18 protein-coding genes and 4 tRNA genes are annotated in these 19,801 nt (G+C 66.9%); 9 read left to right on the forward strand and 13 right to left on the reverse strand.

The window, feature by feature from the left end:
• From tuf to DFR24_RS12290, 10 genes are all read right to left on the reverse strand, one after another.
• On the reverse strand, window positions 1-1,196 hold a 1,196-nt coding region (tuf, locus tag DFR24_RS12245), incomplete at its 3' end, for an elongation factor Tu (RefSeq protein ID WP_162851270.1).
• A gap of 182 nt (window positions 1,197-1,378) precedes the next feature.
• Window positions 1,379-1,454 (reverse strand) — tRNA-Thr (locus tag DFR24_RS12250).
• Between the two features lie 41 nt (window positions 1,455-1,495).
• A tRNA-Gly gene (locus DFR24_RS12255) sits at window positions 1,496-1,569 on the reverse strand.
• A gap of 25 nt (window positions 1,570-1,594) precedes the next feature.
• A tRNA-Gly gene (locus DFR24_RS12260) sits at window positions 1,595-1,669 on the reverse strand.
• Between the two features lie 31 nt (window positions 1,670-1,700).
• Window positions 1,701-1,786: transfer RNA gene (locus tag DFR24_RS12265), tRNA-Tyr, on the reverse strand.
• Between the two features lie 49 nt (window positions 1,787-1,835).
• Window positions 1,836-4,286, reverse strand: a complete 2,451-nt coding sequence (locus DFR24_RS12270; protein WP_133881708.1) for a DNA topoisomerase I — start codon at window positions 4,284-4,286, stop codon at window positions 1,836-1,838.
• Between the two features lie 100 nt (window positions 4,287-4,386).
• A complete protein-coding gene (locus DFR24_RS12275; protein ID WP_133881709.1) occupies window positions 4,387-5,646 on the reverse strand; it encodes an adenylate/guanylate cyclase domain-containing protein in 1,260 nt (419 codons plus the stop codon).
• A gap of 64 nt (window positions 5,647-5,710) precedes the next feature.
• Entirely contained in the window at window positions 5,711-6,178 is a 468-nt protein-coding gene (locus tag DFR24_RS12280) for a DUF494 family protein (protein ID WP_133881710.1), read from the reverse strand.
• Between the two features lie 93 nt (window positions 6,179-6,271).
• Window positions 6,272-7,411 (reverse strand): DNA-processing protein DprA, encoded by a 1,140-nt coding sequence (dprA, locus tag DFR24_RS12285; protein ID WP_133881711.1) that lies wholly within the window; start codon window positions 7,409-7,411, stop codon window positions 6,272-6,274.
• Between the two features lie 18 nt (window positions 7,412-7,429).
• The gene (locus tag DFR24_RS12290; RefSeq protein WP_246051644.1) at window positions 7,430-8,566 is read right to left on the reverse strand and encodes a LysM peptidoglycan-binding domain-containing protein; all 1,137 of its coding nucleotides are present in this window, start codon (window positions 8,564-8,566) and stop codon (window positions 7,430-7,432) included.
• 140 nt (window positions 8,567-8,706) lie between these two features.
• Here DFR24_RS12290 and def point away from each other — a divergent pair, with 140 nt between their 5' ends.
• Together def and fmt are read left to right on the forward strand one after the other, a co-directional pair.
• Complete coding sequence (gene def / locus DFR24_RS12295; RefSeq protein WP_133881713.1) at window positions 8,707-9,213, forward strand: peptide deformylase; 507 nt, start codon at window positions 8,707-8,709, stop codon at window positions 9,211-9,213.
• 24 nt (window positions 9,214-9,237) lie between these two features.
• Window positions 9,238-10,173, forward strand: a complete 936-nt coding sequence (gene fmt / locus DFR24_RS12300) for a methionyl-tRNA formyltransferase (RefSeq protein WP_133881714.1) — start codon at window positions 9,238-9,240, stop codon at window positions 10,171-10,173.
• A 10-nt stretch (window positions 10,174-10,183) separates the two neighbouring features.
• Here fmt and DFR24_RS12305 read toward each other — a convergent pair whose 3' ends face one another.
• Window positions 10,184-10,408, reverse strand: coding sequence for a hypothetical protein (locus DFR24_RS12305; protein WP_133881715.1), 225 nt, complete (start codon window positions 10,406-10,408; stop codon window positions 10,184-10,186).
• Between the two features lie 121 nt (window positions 10,409-10,529).
• On the opposite strand from DFR24_RS12305, the gene DFR24_RS12310 reads away from it, so the two are divergent.
• On the forward strand, window positions 10,530-10,730 hold the full coding sequence (locus DFR24_RS12310) for an oxidoreductase-like domain-containing protein (protein ID WP_133881716.1): 201 nt from the start codon (window positions 10,530-10,532) through the stop codon (window positions 10,728-10,730).
• Between the two features lie 35 nt (window positions 10,731-10,765).
• On the opposite strand, the gene DFR24_RS12315 is transcribed toward DFR24_RS12310, so the two are convergent.
• Together DFR24_RS12315 and creD are read right to left on the reverse strand one after the other, a co-directional pair.
• Window positions 10,766-11,866, reverse strand: a complete 1,101-nt coding sequence (locus DFR24_RS12315; RefSeq protein ID WP_133881717.1) for an NAD(P)/FAD-dependent oxidoreductase — start codon at window positions 11,864-11,866, stop codon at window positions 10,766-10,768.
• A gap of 35 nt (window positions 11,867-11,901) precedes the next feature.
• Entirely contained in the window at window positions 11,902-13,260 is a 1,359-nt protein-coding gene (creD, locus tag DFR24_RS12320; protein ID WP_133881718.1) for a cell envelope integrity protein CreD, read from the reverse strand.
• Window positions 13,261-13,505: 245 nt separating this feature from the next.
• On the opposite strand from creD, the gene DFR24_RS12325 reads away from it, so the two are divergent.
• The 6 genes from DFR24_RS12325 to trkA all read left to right on the forward strand — a co-directional run bounded on the left by DFR24_RS12325 (window position 13,506) and on the right by trkA (window position 19,769).
• Window positions 13,506-14,204: a response regulator transcription factor gene (locus DFR24_RS12325; protein WP_133881719.1), complete on the forward strand. Its 699-nt coding sequence runs from the start codon at window positions 13,506-13,508 to the stop codon at window positions 14,202-14,204.
• Between the two features lie 10 nt (window positions 14,205-14,214).
• On the forward strand, window positions 14,215-15,897 hold the full coding sequence (locus tag DFR24_RS12330) for a sensor histidine kinase (protein ID WP_210772653.1): 1,683 nt from the start codon (window positions 14,215-14,217) through the stop codon (window positions 15,895-15,897).
• Between the two features lie 6 nt (window positions 15,898-15,903).
• Window positions 15,904-17,205 carry a 16S rRNA (cytosine(967)-C(5))-methyltransferase RsmB gene (rsmB, locus tag DFR24_RS12335; protein ID WP_133881720.1) on the forward strand — a complete coding sequence of 434 codons (1,302 nt, stop codon included), beginning with the start codon at window positions 15,904-15,906 and terminating at the stop codon, window positions 17,203-17,205.
• 87 nt (window positions 17,206-17,292) lie between these two features.
• Window positions 17,293-17,724 (forward strand): TA system antitoxin ParD family protein, encoded by a 432-nt coding sequence (locus DFR24_RS12340; protein ID WP_162851183.1) that lies wholly within the window; start codon window positions 17,293-17,295, stop codon window positions 17,722-17,724.
• A gap of 10 nt (window positions 17,725-17,734) precedes the next feature.
• On the forward strand, window positions 17,735-18,322 hold the full coding sequence (locus DFR24_RS12345) for a zeta toxin family protein (protein WP_133881722.1): 588 nt from the start codon (window positions 17,735-17,737) through the stop codon (window positions 18,320-18,322).
• Between the two features lie 73 nt (window positions 18,323-18,395).
• Window positions 18,396-19,769 (forward strand): Trk system potassium transporter TrkA, encoded by a 1,374-nt coding sequence (gene trkA, locus DFR24_RS12350; RefSeq protein ID WP_133881723.1) that lies wholly within the window; start codon window positions 18,396-18,398, stop codon window positions 19,767-19,769.
• Window positions 19,770-19,801 lie beyond the last annotated feature (32 nt).

The following is a 19,801-nucleotide window of genomic DNA, read 5'->3' on the forward strand; positions in this document are numbered from 1 at the left end:
AGGATCTTGGTGACGACGCCGGCGCCGACGGTACGGCCACCCTCACGGATGGCGAAGCGGACCTGCTCCTCCATCGCGATCGGGTTGATCAGTTCCACCGTCACCTTCACGTTGTCGCCCGGCATCACCATCTCCGTGCCCTCGCCCAGCTGAACATTGCCGGTCACGTCGGTCGTACGGAAATAAAACTGCGGACGATAACCCTTGAAGAACGGCGTGTGACGACCGCCCTCTTCCTTGGTCAACACGTACACCTCACCCTCAAACTTGCTGTGCGGCTTGATGCTGCCCGGCTTGCACAGAACCTGACCACGCTCGATGTCTTCCTTCTTCGTACCACGAAGCAGAAGACCCACGTTGTCACCCGCCTGCCCCTGATCCAGCAGCTTGCGGAACATTTCCACGCCCGTGATCGTGCTGACCGCCGTCGGACGAATACCCACGATCTCGACGTTCTCGCCCACCTTCACGATGCCGCGCTCGATACGGCCCGTGGCCACCGTGCCGCGACCCGAAATCGAAAACACGTCTTCCACCGGCAACAGGAACGGCTTGTCCGTCTCGCGCTGCGGTTCCGGAATGAAGCTGTCCAGCGCCGCGTACAGCTCCTCGACCTTGGCAACCCACTCCTTCTCACCCGCGATCGCCTTGGTGGCCGATCCGCGAATAACCGGGGTGTCGTCGCCCGGAAAACCGTACTTGCTCAGCAGATCGCGCACTTCCATCTCGACCAGGTCGAGCAACTCGGCGTCTTCCACCAGATCGCACTTGTTCAGCCAGACCACGATCTTCGGAACGTTAACCTGCTTGGCCAGAAGCACGTGCTCGCGCGTCTGCGGCATCGGGCCGTCCACCGCCGACACCACCAGGATCGCGCCGTCCATCTGCGCCGCACCCGTGATCATGTTCTTCACGTAATCCGCGTGGCCCGGGCAGTCGACATGCGCGTAATGGCGCGCGTCGGTTTCATACTCCACGTGGCTCGTCGCAATCGTCAGAATCTTCGTGCTGTCACGACGACCCTGCGACTCCGACGCCTTCGCCACTTCGTCGTACGCCACATACTTCGTCTTGCCAAACTTGTCCGACGAAATCTTCGTCAACGCCGCCGTCGTCGTCGTCTTGCCATGATCCACATGCCCGATCGTCCCCACATTCACATGCGGCTTGACGCGCTCGAATTTTTCCTTGGCCATCGCTCTTAGCTCTCGGTAATTGGGTTGCTGTCACTGACGAAAAGACGTGGGCCGCTTTCGGCGTCCCACTTGAATTGGTGCCCACTCCGCGATTCGAACGCCTGCGGTCGCGTCAAGCGACCGCACGAACCGCTGATCCCGCAAGGTCGCGCGTTCGAATCGCCGCGCAACCTCTACTGATTTGGTGCCCACTACGCGATTCGAACGCGTGACCTCACCCTTACCAAGGGTGCGCTCTACCACTAGAGCTAAGTGGGCGATGCTTCTACAGGGGGAAACGTGCCTCTGAAGCGAAAAACTGGAGCGGGTGATGGGAATCGAACCCACGCTATCAGCTTGGAAGGCTGAAGTTCTACCATTGAACTACACCCGCCTCGACTACTCACCCGCATGACGCAAGCGGGTGATGGGGATCACCATCTCCACGCCATGCTGCTCGGAAGGCTGAAGTTCTACCGCTGAACTACACCCGCCCGACTGCCACCGATCCCGTGCTGCAAGCCATGGTGGAGGGAGAAGGATTCGAACCTTCGTAGGCGTAAGCCAGCAGATTTACAGTCTGCCCTCGTTGGCCACTTGAGTATCCCTCCAAGCGACCCGCAAAACGGGCGCGTATTCTCGGGATGAGGTCAGGGGGCGTCAAGCCGACGGCTTCTTCTTTCCTGCTTTCTTCACCGCTTTCTTGGCCGGCGCTTTTTTCTTCGCTGGAGTTTTGGCGGCTTTGGTCGCTGGTTTGTCGTCCGCAGCCTTCGTCGCCGCCTTCGCACCCTTGCCCTTGCCCTTGGCGCCCGGCTTGGGTTTCTGCGCAGCTTCGTGCAGGAAGAACTCGCAATCCAGCGCCGACAGGGCTTCCGGGTCGCGGGCACGCGGGATGTTCGCGCGCCGCTCGCCGTCGGTGATGTACGGCCCGAACCGCCCCTTGATGATGCGGATGCCGGTGCCGGGGAATTCCTTGATCGTGGCCGCCGCCAGCGCGGCAGCCTTCTGCTCGATCAGCTCGATGGCGCGCGGCAGCTCGATCGTGAACGGATCATCGTCCTTCTTCAGCGACACGAACGCCTTGCCGTAGCGCACGTACGGCCCGAAGCGGCCGATGTTGGTCTCGACTTCCTCGCCGGTGGGCAGCGCGCCGAGCTTGCGCGGCAGCTTGAACAGGTCCATCGCCGCCTCGAGGGTGATCGTGTCGATGCGCTGGTTGGCGCGCAGCGATGCAAAACGCGGCTTGTCGACGTCTTCCTTGCTGCCGACCTGCACGAACGGCCCGTAGCGCCCCAGTCGCGCGGTGACCGGCTTGCCGCTGACCGGATCCACGCCGATGACGCGGGCGTCCGCGACGGCCTCCTTGCGCGACAGTTCCTGCTTTTCGTCGACGCGCGCCTTGAACGGGACCCAGAACGACTCGAGAACCGGCACCCACTCACGCTCGCCGCGCGAAATCTCGTCGAGTTCTTCTTCGAGATTGGCGGTGAATTCGTAGTCGACGTACTGGCGGAAATGATCCGTCAGGAAGCGGTTGACGATCATGCCGACATCGGTCGGATTGAACGCCTTGCCTTCGAGGCGCACGTACTCGCGGCTCTGCAAGGTCGAGATGATCGAGGCGTAGGTCGACGGGCGGCCGATGTCGAATTCCTCGAGCGTCTTGACCAGCGAGGCTTCGGTGTAGCGCGGCGGCGGCTCGGTAAAATGCTGGTCCGCGATGACTTCCAGCAGCTTGACGTGCTCGCCCTCGACCATCGCCGGCAGGCGCTTGTCGTCCTCGTCGTCCTCGTCCTTGTCGTTCGGATCGTCGGCCTTGATGTTGTAGGCGGCGAGGAATCCAGGTTCGATCAGGACCGATCCATTGGCGCGAAACGCGTGCGCCTCTCCGGCGCGCAGCTCGACGGTGACGGTATCGGACACGGCCGGCGTCATCTGGCAGGCGACCGCGCGGCGCCAGATCAGCTCGTACAGACGCGCCTGATCCGGACTCAGGTATTTCGCCACGTCCTTGGGAAGCCGCGCCGACGACGTCGGGCGGATGGCCTCATGCGCTTCCTGCGCGTTCTTGGACTTGGCCTTGAAATAGCGCGGCTCGTCGGGCAATCCCTTCGAACCGAACTGCTCGACGATGACGTGGCGGATCTCGTTGATGGCCTCGTTGGCGAGATTCACCGAGTCGGTACGCATGTACGAGATCAGGCCCACGGTCTCGCCGCCGATATCGACACCTTCGTACAGCTGCTGCGCGGCGCGCATCGTGCGACTCGACGTGAAGCCGAGCTTGCGATTGCCTTCCTGCTGCAGCGTCGAGGTCGTGAACGGCGGGCTCGAGAAACGGCGCCGCTGCTTCTTCTCGATGCTCTTGACCAGCAGCTCGCCACGCGCGGCATCGAGCAGGCGCTGCTTGGCGGCTTCGGATCCACCGACATCGGTCAACGTGAACTGTTCGACCTTCACGCCGTCGAGTTCGATCAGGCGTGCGGCGAAGGATTGCGTCTCCTTCTGCGCCCGCGCCTCGATCGTCCAGTATTCCTGCGCGACGAACTTCTTGATCTCTTCTTCGCGCTCGCAGATCAGGCGCAGCGCCGGACTCTGCACGCGACCCGCGGACAGGCCCGGGGCCACCTTGCGCCACAGTAGCGGCGAAAGATTGAAACCGACCAGGTAGTCCAGCGCGCGGCGCGCCTGCTGCGCATTGACCAGGTCGTAGGCGACGTCGCGCGGGTTGGCGATGGCCTCATTGACGGCGGCCTTGGTGATTTCGTGGAACACGACGCGCTTGACGGGCTTGCCCTTCAGCGCGCCTTTTTCCTTCAGCAGCTCGACCAGATGCCAGGAAATGGCTTCGCCCTCGCGATCAGGGTCGGTTGCCAGATAGAGCGTGTCGGCCAGCTTGAGCGCGGCGGAAATCGCGCGCACATGCTTCTCGTTCTTCTCGATGATCTGGTACTTCATCTCGAAGCCGTTCTTCGTATCGACCGCGCCATCCTTGGGCACGAGGTCGCGCACGTGACCGTACGAGGCAAGCACCTCGTAATCGGGCCCGAGATATTTCTTGATCGTCTTGGCCTTTGCAGGCGACTCGACGATGACCAGGTTTTTGCTCATCGGATCACGGCTGACGCGAACCGGACGGCCCGCGGGGGCGAAGCTTATAAGCGCAGGGTGAACCCCTGTCCAGCCGACCACGGGTAGTCGAGCGGTCGATTCAGCTCCCGTCGCCGACCGCAAAAGCGGTCACCGGACGTGGCACACCGCGCAGTTCCAAGGCCCCCATTTGACGGGCATCGGGGGGTGGCGTGAGCTGTGCAAACACGCGGTCGGACATCAGGATGAGGCCAGGAGGACACATCGCTTCGAGGCGCGCCGCAATGTTCACGCCCAGCCCCAGCACCGTGTAATCGGTGCGATGCCGGCCCCCGAAGCTGCCCACCGCGATGTCGTCCTGATGAATGCCGATCCTCAGCCGCAAGCTCTGGGTGCCGGGCAGGATGTCGCGCACTGCAATCTGCCAGGCGCGCGCGGTCGCGAGCGCACGTCGTGCCTGCTCCTCGGGTGACAGCGGCTCCGGCGCGCCAAGGATGGCCATCACCGCGTCGCCGATGAACTTGTCGATCGTCGCGCCGTTCTCGAAGGCAACCGACGCCGTGCGGTCGTAAAACTTGGCCATCGCCAGCCCCAGTTCGTCCGGCGACAGCGCATCCGACAACGACGTGAACGAGACGATGTCCGCGAACAGGATCGTCAGGCACCGCCGCGCGGGAGGGGCGTCCAGCAGTTCCTCGCCCGCCAGCACGCTTTCGACGTAGCGTGGCGGCAGGTGCCGGCACAGCACTTCCTCCACCGCGAAACGGTGCACCTGTTCGATCCGCCGGCGCGCCACGAACTCCCGCTGGCGGAGCTGACGGTTGTGGGCGACCCAGCCGACGGTGATCACGCTCAACGCCGTCATATAAATGAGTGCCGTGGTCATGTCGTGCCAGGCCGGCGGCTGCGGCCCGCCGACCAGGATGACGCACAGCCAGGTGATCATCGACAGTACGACGATGGCGATGACCTCGACGGGCTCCATCGCCAGCAACGCGGTCATGAACGCCAGCAGGCAGGGCATCGCCATGACGTGCAGCGATGAAAATCCGCCTTCCAGCATCGCGGCGGATCCTGCGAATGCCGCGCCACAGGCCCCGGCAACGACGTTGATCGTGCGCAGCACGGCGCGCGGCGGATCCTTGCGCACGATCAGCCACACGCATAGCAGCGCGACTTCCATTCCCAGCGTGTAGAGCGGGCCCTTCGGGAAGGCCGGCGTGATCCAGGCAGCAAGCTCGGTGCAGGCGACGATGACCATCGCCAATGGCGCCACGCGCAGCCAGCGCTGCACCAGCAGCAGCCGGTCGAACTCCTCGAAGGCGCGCACGTCCGCGTCGCGGGTCGCGACCCCAGGGTCCGGAACATGGGGCGCCGTCATCGTCGAAGCAGCCGCGGCTTCAGCGGACCCTTCCGCCGGCACAACGCAGCGGAAGGGCCCTCACTCAGTGCAGGTAATTGCCCTGGTAATAGATGAGATCTTCCAGGTGCCCGAAGGCTTCCTCGGAATCCGGATGATTGACCATCACCAGCAGGCAGACCCACTTCACGCGCTCCAGATCGATCTCCTCGGAGAATGCCATCAGGCGATCGATGACGACTTCGCGAGCGGTGCTGTCGAGGATGCCGAGCTGCTCCAGATACAGCAGGAAGCCGCGGCAGTCGACCGACAACTTCTCCTGTTCCTGCTTGGCGAAGATGCGCAGCGAGCCGCGCGGTCCGAAGATCAGCGGTTGCTGGCGTTGCTCGGTGAGGCCATCGAGCCAGGAAAACGCGTGATTGACTTCTTCTACGGGAAATCCGGCGGCGGTCAGTTCATCCCGCAGGTTTTCCTGGTTTCCCGTGTCGACGAACTCACCGTGCTGGTAGTTCTCGAAGAGATACATCAGCACGTCCAGCACGGTCTCTTTCATGGTCGCCTCGTGTCGGCGCCCGCGCCACGACGACATGCGCGCGCACAACCTGACATTAAGCGAGCGGCCCGGATTCTGTCCACGACATTTCCGTTACCGCTTCGAGCCGCCGTCCGCGACCGGAGCCGCAGGTCCCTTCAGGCGCATGACCCGGCCACCCGCGGCCGGCGCGACGCGGCCCTCGAGTTCCAGCTCGATCAGCGCTGCGCTGAGTTGATCGACACCCAATCCCAGCGCTTCCACCAAGGCGTCGATGGCGCAGGGCTGATCGCCCAGGGCGTCGAGAATCCGTTGGTGCCGATGCCCTTCCGCCCGCTTCGATTCTTCATCCGCGACGGGGATCGAGCGCAGCCAGGAGCCCACCTGCCCGCCGATCTCCTCGAGGATGTCGTCGACGGTTTCGACCAGCTTCGCGCCCTGCCGGATCAGGCGATGGCAGCCGCGCGCCATCACGTTGTGGATCGACCCCGGGATCGCGAACACCTCCCGCCCCTGCTCGGCCGCCAGACGGGCGGTGATCAGCGAACCCGACTCGCTGGCGGCCTCGACGACCAGGACGCCGAGCGCCAGGCCCGAGATCAGGCGGTTCCGGCGTGGAAAATTCTCGGGGCGCGGTGCAGTCCCCGGCGCGAACTCCGATATCAGCAGGCCGCGACGATCGATCTCACTCGCGAGCGTCTTATGCCGCGACGGATACACGCGATCCAGCCCCGTCGCGCACACCGCGATCGTGTTGCCCTCGACGGAAAGCGCTCCCCGATGCGCGGCCCCATCCACGCCCAGCGCAAGACCACTGGTGATCGTCAGGCCGCGACGGGCGAGTTCCGCCGCGAAGCCCTCCGCCGTTTCCAGCCCCTGCGGGGTGGCGTTGCGCGATCCGACGACAGCGATCTGCGGCAGCAACAGCAGATCGGGGTCGCCACGGTAGAACAGCGCCGGTGGACAGGATGCGATTTCGCGAAGACGCTGCGGATAGCGTGCGTCGTTCCACGGAATCAAGCCGCGACGAGGCTCCTCACACCACGCGGCATCCGATTCGTGCTGATGGGTGTCCAGCGAATCGAGCGCATCCCGTACGGTGCGCGCAATACCTGCGGCGCTCCAGACGGAGCGGCTGGCCGACGATGCCGCCGACGCAGATCCGCATTGCTTCACCAAGCCGATCAATTGCGCCGCGCCCAGTCCCGGGCACCGGATCAACTTCAGCCAGCCGCGCAGTTCCTCCGGCGGCATCCCAGGATCCCGACCGGCTTACCGCCGGCCAGCGACCGGCTTCTCGACCTTGTCCATCTTGTGCACCGGCTCGGTGATGGCCATCACCAGGCCGAAGCTGACGCGCGGCGTGACCTTGAAGACGATGAGCTGGCCCACGAACGAATCGGGTAGCTTCACGCGGCGAATGCTGTACGGGTCCTGCGCGATGCGATTGGACTGCAGGATGTCCAGCACATGCCCCGGCTCGAGCCCGTGGTCGGTGCCACGATTGAGCGTCACGATCTGGTACTGGCCGATCTGCGACAGCGCGTCGGTGACCGCGATGATGCGACCATCGATGGCCCCGGCCGGTGCACGCGGATAGAAGTTCTCGCTGAACGCTTCGGGTTCCGCCGGCAGCAGCCGATCGCCGACGAGCGCCTCGCGCAGGCTGCGCGACAGCAGCGCGGTGCTGGGCTTGCCGTACTCGAGCACTTCCGCGTCGCCCACCGGGATCGCCTCGTAACCCAGCGTGTCCCCATTGTCCGGATCGCGATACATCTCGCCGCGGCGGACGACCGAATAGGTATAGGCCTGTTCCGGCTCGAGGTTCTCGACGTAGATGTTCACGCCCTGCCCGCCGACGAGGTGGTCGTCGTCGAACGCGAGCAGGTACGGAGAGGCGTTGAGTTCATCGCTGGTGACCAGCCGGGGTCCGCGAAGGAAATTGCGGATCGCATCGATCGGGATGATCGGAATCGCGCCATCCAGCGGTTCTTCGCGAACCTGCGGGGAAAGACGCTCGACCCCCACGCCGGAGACGCGCGTGTCGGTGCCCAGGCGTGGACGGCCGTTGACATAGACCAGCTTCAGCCGGTCGCCGGGGTAGATCTTGTGCGGGTTGCGGACCTGGTCGTTGACATACCAGACCTCGGGCCACTGCCAGGGGTCGAGCATGAAGCGATTTGCAATGCCCCAGAGCGTGTCACCCTTCTTCACGACGTATTCGAGCGGCGCGTCCTCGCGCACGACCGGCGCGGATTCCAGGAGGGGCGTCGGGGCCGGCCGGACGGGCGCCACCGGTTCAGCGACGACGGCTTCGGGTGGCGGCACGGGAGCCGGTTCAGGCGCCTGCGTGGTCGTCGCGCAAGCGGCAAGGACAGCGGCCGTGCCGGCCCCCGCCACGACGCGCATCAGACGATCCAAGCCCCACCCAGACCGACTATAATTTCCCATGACGGCGCTTCCCTTGGTTCCCCGCATGATTCTGGCACAAACCCGAATCGCGACACCGGCTTGGCGTCAACTCTAGCAGTAGCTTCGCAACTCTTTCCATGGCGCTACTTCCCATCCTGGAGCATCCCGATCCGCGGCTTCGCCAGAAAGCCACGCCGGTCACCGCGTTCGACGCGGCCCTGCAGAAACTGATCGAAGACATGTTCGAGACCATGTACGCCGCGCCCGGCGTGGGTCTGGCTGCCACCCAGGTCGGCGTGATGCTGCGGCTGGCCGTCATGGACTGCGCCCCCAAGGAAGGGCCTCCGGAACCGGTGGTGCTGATCAACCCGGAAATCGTGGAATCTTCCGATCGCATGGAGATGGAAGAAGGCTGCCTCTCCGTGCCCGACACCAATGAAAAGGTGCCGCGTTTCAACCGGCTGAAGATGCGCGCGCTCGACCGCCAGGGAAAATCCTTCGAGATCGACGCCGAGGGCCTGCTGGCCCAGGCCATCCAGCACGAGATCGACCATCTCGACGGCAAGCTGTACATCGACTATCTGTCCAGCCTGAAGCGCGAGCGCATCAACAAGAAGCTGCGCAAACAGCGGCAGGTCGCTTGAGCCGCCTCGTTTGAGGTCGCCCGCTTGAGATTGATCTTCGCCGGCACGCCGGCGTTCTCCGTGATGGCCCTCGACGCACTGGTCGAAGCCGGCCACGAGATCGTGGCGGTGTACACGCAGCCCGATCGCCCGGCGGGCCGCGGTCAGAAGCTCAGCGCCTCGCCGGTCGCCCAGCGCGCCGCCACGCTCGGCCTGCCCACCTTCAAACCGGCCAAGCTGCGGGGCAACGACGCGGCGCTCGATGAAATGCGCGCCCTGGATGCGGAATGCATGGTCGTGGTCGCCTACGGCCTGATCCTGCCGCAGGCCGTGCTCGACATTCCGCGTCGCGGCTGCCTGAACATCCATGCCTCGCTGCTGCCGCGTTGGCGCGGCGCGGCGCCCATCCAGCGTGCAGTGCTGGCGGGTGACCCGCAGACCGGCGTGACGATCATGCAGATGGACGCAGGCCTGGATACCGGGCCGATGCTGCTGCTCGAGGCGCTGCCGATTCCCGCCGATGCGACCTCCGGCGACATCCACGACGCGCTCGCGCGGCTGGGAGCCCGGCTGATCGTCCAGGCCCTGGACGGGATCGAGCGCAACGCGTTGCCGGCGCAGGTGCAGCCGGCCGAAGGCGCCACGTACGCGAGCAAGCTGACCAAGGAAGAGGCGCGCCTGGACTGGTCGCTGCCGGCGGCCGAACTGCTGCGCCGCGTTCACGGCTACAACCCGATGCCGGGCGCCTGGTGCGAATGGAACGGCGAGCGCATCAAGTTGCTGCGGGCCGCGCTCGAAACGGGGCGCGATACCGGAAGCTCGGAACCGGGCTCGGTACTCGCCGCCGACGAGCGCGGCCTGAGTGTCGCCACGTCGCAGGGCGTCCTGCGCATCATCGAGATGCAGCGGCCGGGAGGCAGGCCTTCCAGCCCGATGGCCGCGTACGGCCAACGGCCCCCGCTGGATCAGCGGCTGACCTGAAGAAAGCGACTCAGCGTCGGGCAGCGGCGTCAGCGTAGACCATCGGGTAACGACGATCGTTGACCGCTTCGGCCGTGTCCGGCACGTACTGCTTCGAGGCCGCGGGCTCGGCCGCCGGCTCGTCGCGGGACGCGCGGACTGCAACGCTGGCGAGAACCGCGATGGTCAGGATCGCCAGCGCGGCGAAACGGAACAGGAATTCGACGAGCGTCCTGGAAGGGGGTCGGGCTTGCATGCCAATCATCCTAGGCAGGCTCTCCGGGCTCGGGTCTCACCGCAGGCCCAGCGTTCCTGATGGACCGACGAGAGGCTTCGAACTCGACCCTGCGGCACGTCGGTACTACGCTCGTCGGCCGATGACGACCGCCGGTCCCCACGTCTTGCCGGAACCCGAACTGCCACCCCGACCCGAGCGGCCGGACTGCTGTGCCGGCGGCTGCGCCACCTGCGTCCTCGACGGCTACTTCGAGGAAGTGCAGAAGTGGGAACAGCAGGTCGAGGAGATCCTCGCGCGGCATCTCGACGCGCAGAAGGAAGCAGCAGCGCGCAACCCGTAGCCCGGACGAAGTCAGGGAGTTCTCATCGCCCCAACCTACGTCCGGGCCACCACCGACCCGACCGCCGATTCCCGCTGCGGCGGCGCACGATGAAACGCCGCGTGCCGCGCGAGAGCACCCGGCAGCGGCCCCCACATCGCGGCGTCGAGCAGCCGGTTGGTCGAGCACGATTCGAACGCCCTGCGCATGAATTTCTTGCGGGCGAACGACGGGCGCAGCGCCACCATCTCGGCGATCGGGTCGTGCCGCGGATTTCGCAACGCGCCGCCCAGCGCGTCGGCCGCCTGCTCACCACTCTCGATCGCGGTGTGGATGCCGCCGGCGGTGAGCGGCGACACCAGCCCCGCCGCGTCGCCGATCAGGACCACACCCGGCGCGTGCCAGCGCCGCAGCGGACCGCCGACCGGGATCAAGCCGCCGCGACGGGCCATGCGCGTGGCCAGCCGGAAGTCGAATCGCTTGCGCAGCTTCCCGATCAGGGCGTCGAGATCCGGCTGGTGCGGCAGACGCCCGGCGATACCGAGCTGCGCGACGCCGCCGACACCCGTGAACAGCCATCCGAAGTAACCCGGCGCGAGATCCGCATCGACGAAGCAGTGAAGCCGATCCACGTCCGGCGCCAGTCCGCAGCATTCCATCTCGACGCCGAGCAGGAATTCGGTGTTCGCATCGAGCCCGAAACTGCTGGCCACGCGTGAGCGCGGACCGTCGGCGCCGATCAGCCAGCGCGCACGACAACCCTGCTCCGGCAGCACGATCCATCCGTCGGCGCGATGTGCGTGGCGGAACGGCGTGCCCCAGCGCAGTTCGGCGCCAGCATGGCTGGCCCGGTCCGCCATCCAGCGCATCAGGCCGGCCGTATCGGTCGCATGAAATCCGTAACCGGGCGCCGTGAGGTCCACGTGGCGCAGATTCGGCGCGTACAGCCGCAGGGTCTCGATACGCCGCAGCAGCGAACGCGGCGGATCGAGCTTCTCGACGACCTCCTGCACCAGCAGGCCGGTGGTGTGCACCTGCTCGCCCGGCTCCGGTTTGCGATCGATCACCACCACGTCCAGCCCCTGCGCGGCCGCCCGCCGCGCAAAGCTCAGGCCCGCAAAACTTCCGCCCACGACGATCACATCGACGCTCTTCATGTCTGGTCTCCTTCAGGATCGATTCGAATCCGCGTTCATTCGAGCGTCGCGTCGGCGACGTCCCAGTTGCCGCTCGAAGACCAGTTCACCTTTCGCGTGGCCCACATCACGGCCGTGAGGACCGCGAACAGCGCGAGTGCCCCGAGCAGGAAGGCCATGTCCTCGGCCTGCAGCACGACGTAGAGGTAGCCGAACCAGGCACTGAGCAAGGCTCCAAGTGCGAAGGCGCGGCGCGTACTGCGGGTGGCCACGCGTGCGTACCAGGACGCCTGCAGCACGACCGCTCCCGCGGCGAGCACGAACGCCACCGCAAAGCCCAGGTGTTCGGCCAGCGACAGCTGCAGCAGTCCGAACAGGCACAGCGATCCGCCCAGCAGCAGGTACTGCACCGGATGCAGCGGCCGCCCGCCCAGCAGTTCCATGACCCAAATCGCGGCGAAGCTCAGCAGCAACACCAGCACGCCGTACTTGGCGATGCGCTCGGCCATGCGATACGGATCGACCGGCACGCACAGTTCCACGCCGAACGCGGCTGCGTCGATCTGCTCGCGCGTCACCTCGGTGTCGAGCCACACCGGCGGATAGCCGCGGCCCAGGTGCGACACCGACCACGCCGCCTTGAAACCCTCGCCGGAGATCTCGCTCTCCCGCGGCAGACCGTTGCCGCCGAAGCTCGGATGCGGCCAGTTGCTGGCGATCGACAAGGTCGTCTCGCGCGCCACCGGCGCGAGGTGGAACGCGCTCGAACCGTTGAGGTTCAGGTCCACTTCGAACGCGACACCCTGCGCGAGTTTTTCCGCAGCGACGCCCTGGCGCATCAGCACGTGCACGCCCTGCGTACCCAGCGACTGCGCGGACGGCTCGAGCACCAGCACCTGGCCGTCCACCTGCACGCGGCTGTCGGCCGACAGCGCGCCGGGCTCGGCGATGCCGATCATGACTTCCGCACGACCGAAATCGATGTCGCCGAACACCACGCCAAGGTCAGAGGGCTCGGGCAGCTTGAACTGTCCGCGCAACTTGAGGTTCGCGCGATAGACCGGCACTTCGAAGATGCCGCGCTTGCGCACCTCGGTGTCCAGCCGGGCCACCACATCGAGCTTCTGCGGAGGCAGCACCAGCCAGCCGGTGCGGTTGCGCTCCTCGTCCTTTTCACGCCAGCGGATCGTGTACGGCAGGCGCAGGATCGGCCCCGCCAGCGACTGCGCCCTGCCCCAGGAACGCGCGACGTCGGCGGCCGCTTCGTCGCGCCGCTGGCCGCGCTCGCTGACTTTCGATTCGATCATGCCGAGCGGGATCAGCAACAGCAGGATCAGCAGGCCGATCCCGGCGAGGCGCGGGCCCGGCTTGTTCATCAGCTGGCCCATGCGCGAGGGAATATCCGTGGTGGTCATGGCGGGATCCTCAGAACCACGTCAGGGCGGTGCCGCCCTCGTCGAGGGCGGTCAGCAACAAGGCAAAGACGGCAGTGATGCAGAGGTCGGTGAAGTTCATGGCGCGTTCCGCTGGATGGGTGCGGCCAGTGTCGGGTGGCGCCCTGCGCGAACCCGCGACGACGCCGTGCAAGCGCCGCGAAACTTCGTGCAAACGCAGTGCAGGCCGGTTTTGCAGCGGCGGCCGTTGCTAAGCTCGCCGCATCATGCAAACCATCCTGGTGGTCGACGACGATGCCGGCATCCGCGAAGTCGTCTGCTTCGCGCTGCGCAAGGCCGGCTACAACACGGTGGCGGCCGAAGACGGCGCGCAGGCGCTGGAGAAGTTCGCCGCCGAGCGTCCCGCGCTGATCGTGCTGGACATCCTGATGCCGGAACTCGAAGGCACCGAGGTCTGCCGCCGCATCCGCGCCAGCGAAACCGGCCGCAGCACGCCCATCGTCTTCCTCAGTTCCAAGGACGATGAGGTGGATCGTATCGTCGGCCTCGAACTGGGCGGCGACGACTACCTCTCCAAGCCGTTCTCGCCGCGCGAACTCGTGGCGCGCGTGCGCGCGATCCTGCGCCGCAGTGGCCCCCCCGCTGGCGAACCCGCCACGGCACCCGCGCGCCTGCGCCACGGTCGCCTGGCGCTCGACGGTGATCAGTACAAGGCGTTCTGGGACGACCAGGAACTGGTCCTGACGCTGACCGAGTTCGGCATCCTCAAGACCTTGCTCGCGCGACCCGGCAAGGTGTGCCGGCGCGAGCACTTGATGGACCACGCCTACGAGCTGCACAAGGTCGTGTCGGATCGCACGATCGACAGCCACGTGCGGCGCGTGCGCGCCAAGTTCGCCGCGCTGGGCGTGGATCCGATCGAGACGATGCACGGCATCGGCTACAAGCTCGGGCCCTGCACCTGAGACACGCGCAGTGAAACCAGGCCCTTCGCCGGACATCGGCGCCGGCTCGCGCCGGTCGTGGCGTCCGCGCCTGAGCACGGTGCTGATCCTGATCAACCTGGTGATCCTGGCGCTGCCGCTGGGCGGCATCGCGGTGCTGCGCGTGTACGAAAGCGCGCTGATCCGCCAGACCGAATCCGAACTGATCGCGCAGGGCGTCTTCGTCAGCGCCGCTTACCGCACGCTGTTCGATCGCACGATCCGCCCCGCGCGCGGCAAGGCGCCTGCGAATCCGCTCGCGCTGACCTCGCTGGACGACTACGGCGTGACGCCGACCCACATCGAGCCCAGAGCCAATCCCTCCACGGGTCCCTGGCGGCCGCAGCTGGTGCGCCTGGATCTCGCGCAGGACCCGGTGCTGCCGGTCCCGCCGGGATCGGAGCCCACCGACCAGCCGGCCGATCCGATTGCCGCCGCCGTCGGGCGCGAACTCGAGCCGGTGCTGCGCGATGCGCAGGTCACGACGCTGGCCGGCATGCGCGTCGTCGACTATCGCGGCGTCATCGTGGCGACCACGGGCGGCGACGTCGGCCAGTCGCTGCTCAATCACGAGGAGGCGCAGCGCGCGCTGGCCGGCGAATACGTCAGCCTGATGCGACGGCGCAGCAGCCAGGCGCCGCCGCCCCCGCTGGATTCGATCTCGCGCGGCGCGCGCATCCGCGTCGCCGTGGCCGTGCCGATCCTGCATCACGGCCGCGTGCTCGGCGCGGTGACCTTGCTGCGCACGCCGGCCAACATCCAGCAGGCCATCCGCGGCAAGCGCCGCCAGCTCATCTGGGGCGGCGCCGGCCTGCTGGCGATCGTGATGTCGCTGTCGCTGTTCACCGCGGTGACGATCGGCCGGCCGGTGCGCGCGCTGATCGAACAGGCGCGGCGCGCGGCGCGCGGCGAGCCCAATGCCGTCACCCCGCTGCGCCATGCCGGCACGCGCGAGATCGCGGAGCTGTCCGAGACGGTCGCCGCGATGGCGCGCACCTTGGAAGAGCGCGCGCGCTACATCCGCGATTTCGCGGCTCACGTCTCGCATGAGTTCAAGACGCCGCTGACCGCGATCCGCGGCACCGTCGAACTGATGCGAGATCACGGCGAGGACATGGAGACGGGCGAGCGCGAGCGTTTCCTGTCCCTGCTCGAATCCGATGCCGAGCGGCTCGAACGCCTAGTCAAGCGCCTGCTCGAGCTGGCGCGCGCCGACATGGCCGGCGGCGACACGGCCGGCACGCGCACCGAACTGCGGCCGGTGCTCGAGGCGCTGGCGAACCGCTATCGCGAGCGCGGGCTGGATGTGGCGGTCGAAGCGCCGGCGACGCCGCTGTTCGTACGGCTCCACGCGGACACCGTCGACTCGATCCTGGCGAGCCTGCTCGACAACGTGCGCCAGCACGCAGGCGCCGCGGCGCACGCCGTGCTGCGCGCGCAGATGCGCGGCGACGAGGTCGACCTGCAGGTCGCCGACGACGGCGCCGGCATCTCCGCCAACCACGCGGCGCGCATCTTCGAACCCTTCTTCACGACCGCGCGCGGCGCCGGCAATACCGGGCTGGGACTGTCGATCGTGCGCTCGCTGCTGCAGGCCCATGACGGGCGCATCGCGTTGATGCCGGTGCCTCGCGGGACTTGTTTCGAGATCACGCTGCCCGCCGCTGCGCGATAATCGGGAATGAATCCTTCTCCGCGCTCCGCGGCCGCTGTCGCGGTCGCCGCCGTCCTGTCCGGCCGCAGCCTCGACGATGTCCTTCCCCAGCACGACGTGGCGCTGTCGCCCGGCGATCGCAGCCTGCTGCGTGCACTGACCTACGGCGTGCTGCGCGAGCACGGCTTCCTGGCCGCGATCATGGCCAAGATGCTCAAGAGCCCGCTCACCGACGAACCGCTGATCGCGGCGCTGATCGAAGTCGGGCTCTACCAGCTGCGTTCGATGCGCGTGTCGCCGCACGCGGCGGTCAGCGAAACGGTCGATGCCTGCGAGATTCTCGGCGTACCCGGGCGCCGTGCGCTGGTGAATGCGCTGCTGCGCCGCTTCCAGCGCGAGCAGCGGGCGCTGGAGCTGGCGGCGGCAGACGACGCCGCGCGGCGCTGGTCGCATCCCACGTGGATGATCGACTCGATCCGCTGCGACTGGCCCGAAACCTGGGAGCGCGTGCTCACCGGCGGCAACGAGCAGGGGCCGCTGACCCTGCGCGTGAACGGACGCCGCATTTCCCGCGACGACTACACGGCCAAGCTGCGCGCCGTTGGACTGAACGCGCGCGCGCTGGAATTCGCACCCGACGCGCTGGTCCTGGAGAGCGCGGTGCCGGTGGAACGGCTGCCCGGTTTCGCCGAGGGCGAGGTGTCCGTGCAGGACGCTTCGGCGCAGTTGGCCGCTGACCTGCTGCAGCTCGAAGACGGCCAGAGCATGCTCGACGCCTGCTGTGCACCCGGCGGCAAGACGGCGCATGCGCTGGAGCGCGCGAACCTGAAGATGCTGGCACTGGATCGCGACGTCGAACGCCTGGGCCGCGTGCAGGAAAACCTGTCGCGCCTGCAGCTGTCGGCGCAGATGCTGGCGTGGGACGCGGGCTTGCTGCGCGACCGCTGGGACGGCGGAACCTTCGACCGCATCCTGCTCGACGCGCCGTGCTCGGGTACCGGTGTGATCCGCCGCCATCCGGACATCAAGTGGCTGCGCCGTCACGACGACATTCCGCGCATGGCGGCCGAACAGCTGCGCCTGCTGAGCGGGCTATGGCCGCTGCTCGCGCCCGGCGGGCGGCTGGTCTACGCGACCTGCTCGGTGCTCGCCGCCGAGGGCGAGGACGTGATCCGCAAATTCTTCCTGCTGCAGGCCGACGCCAAGCACGAGGCGATCGACGCGCCCTGGGGCGAGGCGCGCAAGTTCGGTCGCCGCATCGCGCCGGGCGCGGATTTCGACGGTTTCTATTACGCCTGCCTGCGCAAGACCGGGCGAGCGGCCGCGTAGGGAAAGCATCGAGAAGGCGCGCCGAAACTGGAAAATGAACGTAGCAATCTGCTACGTTTGATCCAGATGTCCTCGCAAGGAACGCCCATGGGTACCGCCCTCGCCCCCGTCCGCCTGGAAGCTGAAATCACCGATGCCGCGCGCGGCGAAGCCACGCGCATGAGCCGCAGCGTGGCCCAGCAGGTCAGCCACTGGGCGCGCATCGGCCGAGAGCTCGAGCGCTCGCCCGAAGTGTCGGCCGACCAGATCCGCCGGGTCCTCGACGGTGGCGGCGATTACGACACGCTCTCCACCAAGGAGCAGGCGGTCGTGCGCGCGGTCTGGAGCGGACGCATCGATTCCCTGCGCACCGGTCTGCGGCTGGACAAGACCTTTCGCGAAACCGGTCACCGTTATGCCGAACTCGACCAGAACGGCGACGTAATCGTACGCGAGCCGGCGGCGCGCAAGGCTGCCGCGGAACCCAAGGCCGCCCCCACGAAGGTCACCGCGATCCGCAAGACGGCGCGCAAGCGCTAGGTCCTGGGCGATGCCCGCCCTGCACCTGCTGGTCGGGTCCAATGGGGCCGGCAAGACGACGTTCTTCGAGCAGGTGCTGGGGCCGGCCACGCATCTGCCGTTCATCAACGCCGATCTCATCGCGCGCCGGCAATGGCCCGGCGACGAGGAAGCCCACGGTCACGATGCCGCGGCGCTGGCCGAAAAGGCGCGCAACGCCGCCATCGTCAAGAAGCGGTCGTTCATCGCCGAAACCGTGTTCTCGCACCCCTCCAAGATCGACCTGATCCGCCGGGCGCGCGATGCCGGCTACCTGGTGTTCCTGCACGTGATGCTGGTTCCGGAAGAGCTGACCGTGTTCCGTACGCGGCTGCGCGCCGAACAGGGTGGTCACTCGGTACCCGAGCAGAAGGTGCGCGAGCGCTATCGCCGCCTGTGGACCAATGTCGAGGAAGCGATCCAGCTCTGCGACGAGGCGACCGTCTACGACAACAGCGCCGCACGCCAGCCATACCGCATCGCCGCGCGCTACCAGAACGGCCAGTTGCTGGGGGAGCCTGCGTTCCCGGCCTGGTCACCGTTGACCGTCGTGCGGCGCAAGCCGCGGGCGCGACCCTGAAACGCGCGTTCTTGCACCGCAACATGCCCGGGCGTAAGGTGCCGCTCGCCGCGGGGCACGCAGACACCACGACGTGAAAATCATCATCCTCGGCGCAGGCCAGGTCGGCGCAACACTGGCCGAGAACCTCGCCAGCGAAAACAACGACGTCACCGTCGTCGACGCCGATGCCACCTTGCTCGGCGACCTCCAGGAACGTTTCGACATCGGCACCGTGCAGGGCTTCGCCTCGCACCCGGAAGTGCTGCGCCGCGCCGGCGCGGACGACGCCGACATGATCATCGCGGTGACCGAGTCGGACGAGACCAACATGCTCGCCTGCAAGGTCGCCTACACGCTGTTCCAGACGCCGACGAAGATCGCGCGCGTGCGTTCCGCCGAATACCTCTCCGAGGAGAAGCTGTTCGGGCAGGACGCGCTGTCGGTGGACCTGCACATCTCGCCCGAGCAGCTGGTCACCGACTACATCCATCGCTTGATCGAATACCCGGGTGCGCTGCAGGTGGTCGATTTCGCCGACGGCCGCGTGCGCCTGGTCGGCCTGAAGGCCTACTACGGCGGCCCGCTGGTCTCGCGCCAGCTCAAGGAACTGCCGCAGCACCTGCCCGGCATCGATGCGCGCGTGGCGGCGATCTATCGCCGTGGCCGCCCGATCCTGCCCGAGGGCGACACCATCATCGAGGCCGAGGACGAGGTGTTCTTCATCGCCGCGGCCGAGCACGTGCCCAAGATGATGTCCGAGCTGCGCCGCATGGACCGCCCGGTCAAGCGCGTGATGCTGGCGGGCGGCGGCAACATCGGCCTGCGCCTGGCGCGCGCGCTCGAAGGCGAGGTGCAGGTCAAGGTCATCGAGCGCTCGCGCGAACGCGCGCGCTTCCTGTCCGAGCAGCTCACGCGCGCCACCGTGCTGTGGGGTGACGCCGCCAACGAGGAACTGCTGGTCGAGGAGAACATCGAGGACTGCGATGCCTTCTGCGCCGTCACCAACGACGACGAAGCCAATATCCTGTCCGCGATGCTGGCCAAGCGTCTGGGCGCGCGCAAGGCGCTGTCGCTGATCAATCGCCTGTCGTACGTGGACCTGGTCGAAGGCGGCGCCATCGACATCGCGATCTCGCCGCAGCAATCCACCGTGTCGGCGCTGCTCGCACATGTGCGTCGCGGCGACATGGTGCGCGTGCATTCGCTGCGGCGCGGTGCGGCCGAGGCGATCGAGGCCGTCGCGCACGGGGACAAGAAGAGCAGCAAGGTCGTCGGACGCCGCCTCGACGAGATCAAGCTGCCCAAGGGCACGACGATCGGCGCGATCGTGCGCGAGGACAAGGTGCTGATCGCGCACCACGACACCGTGGTCGAGGCCGAGGATCACGTGATCCTGTTCATCGTGGATCGCAAGCAGACCAAGGACGTGGAGAAACTCTTCCAGGTCGGCTTCAGCTTCATCTAGCCCTGCCGACTCTTGGCCTTCTGGACCCTCCA

The organism is Panacagrimonas perspica, from assembly GCF_004364935.1.
Classification (GTDB): Bacteria; Pseudomonadota; Gammaproteobacteria; order Nevskiales; family Nevskiaceae; genus Panacagrimonas; species Panacagrimonas perspica.

What these genes read in the sequence shown, in the direction of transcription:
- DFR24_RS12315 (WP_133881717.1), bottom strand. Translation starts at nt 11,866, where the DNA reads ATGAAGAGCGTCGATGTGATCGTCGTGGGCGGAAGTTTTGCGGGCCTG.
- dprA (WP_133881711.1), bottom strand. Translation starts at nt 7,411, where the DNA reads ATGCCGCCGGAGGAACTGCGCGGCTGGCTGAAGTTGATCCGGTGCCCG.
- DFR24_RS12275 (WP_133881709.1), bottom strand. Translation starts at nt 5,646, where the DNA reads ATGACGGCGCCCCATGTTCCGGACCCTGGGGTCGCGACCCGCGACGCG.
- DFR24_RS12305 (WP_133881715.1), bottom strand. Translation starts at nt 10,408, where the DNA reads ATGCAAGCCCGACCCCCTTCCAGGACGCTCGTCGAATTCCTGTTCCGT.
- def (WP_133881713.1), top strand. Translation starts at nt 8,707, where the DNA reads ATGGCGCTACTTCCCATCCTGGAGCATCCCGATCCGCGGCTTCGCCAG.
- DFR24_RS12325 (WP_133881719.1), top strand. Translation starts at nt 13,506, where the DNA reads ATGCAAACCATCCTGGTGGTCGACGACGATGCCGGCATCCGCGAAGTC.
- rsmB (WP_133881720.1), top strand. Translation starts at nt 15,904, where the DNA reads ATGAATCCTTCTCCGCGCTCCGCGGCCGCTGTCGCGGTCGCCGCCGTC.
- DFR24_RS12340 (WP_162851183.1), top strand. Translation starts at nt 17,293, where the DNA reads ATGGGTACCGCCCTCGCCCCCGTCCGCCTGGAAGCTGAAATCACCGAT.
- DFR24_RS12280 (WP_133881710.1), bottom strand. Translation starts at nt 6,178, where the DNA reads ATGAAAGAGACCGTGCTGGACGTGCTGATGTATCTCTTCGAGAACTAC.
- DFR24_RS12310 (WP_133881716.1), top strand. Translation starts at nt 10,530, where the DNA reads ATGACGACCGCCGGTCCCCACGTCTTGCCGGAACCCGAACTGCCACCC.
- DFR24_RS12270 (WP_133881708.1), bottom strand. Translation starts at nt 4,286, where the DNA reads ATGAGCAAAAACCTGGTCATCGTCGAGTCGCCTGCAAAGGCCAAGACG.
- DFR24_RS12345 (WP_133881722.1), top strand. Translation starts at nt 17,735, where the DNA reads ATGCCCGCCCTGCACCTGCTGGTCGGGTCCAATGGGGCCGGCAAGACG.
- creD (WP_133881718.1), bottom strand. Translation starts at nt 13,260, where the DNA reads ATGACCACCACGGATATTCCCTCGCGCATGGGCCAGCTGATGAACAAG.
- DFR24_RS12290 (WP_246051644.1), bottom strand. Translation starts at nt 8,566, where the DNA reads ATGCGCGTCGTGGCGGGGGCCGGCACGGCCGCTGTCCTTGCCGCTTGC.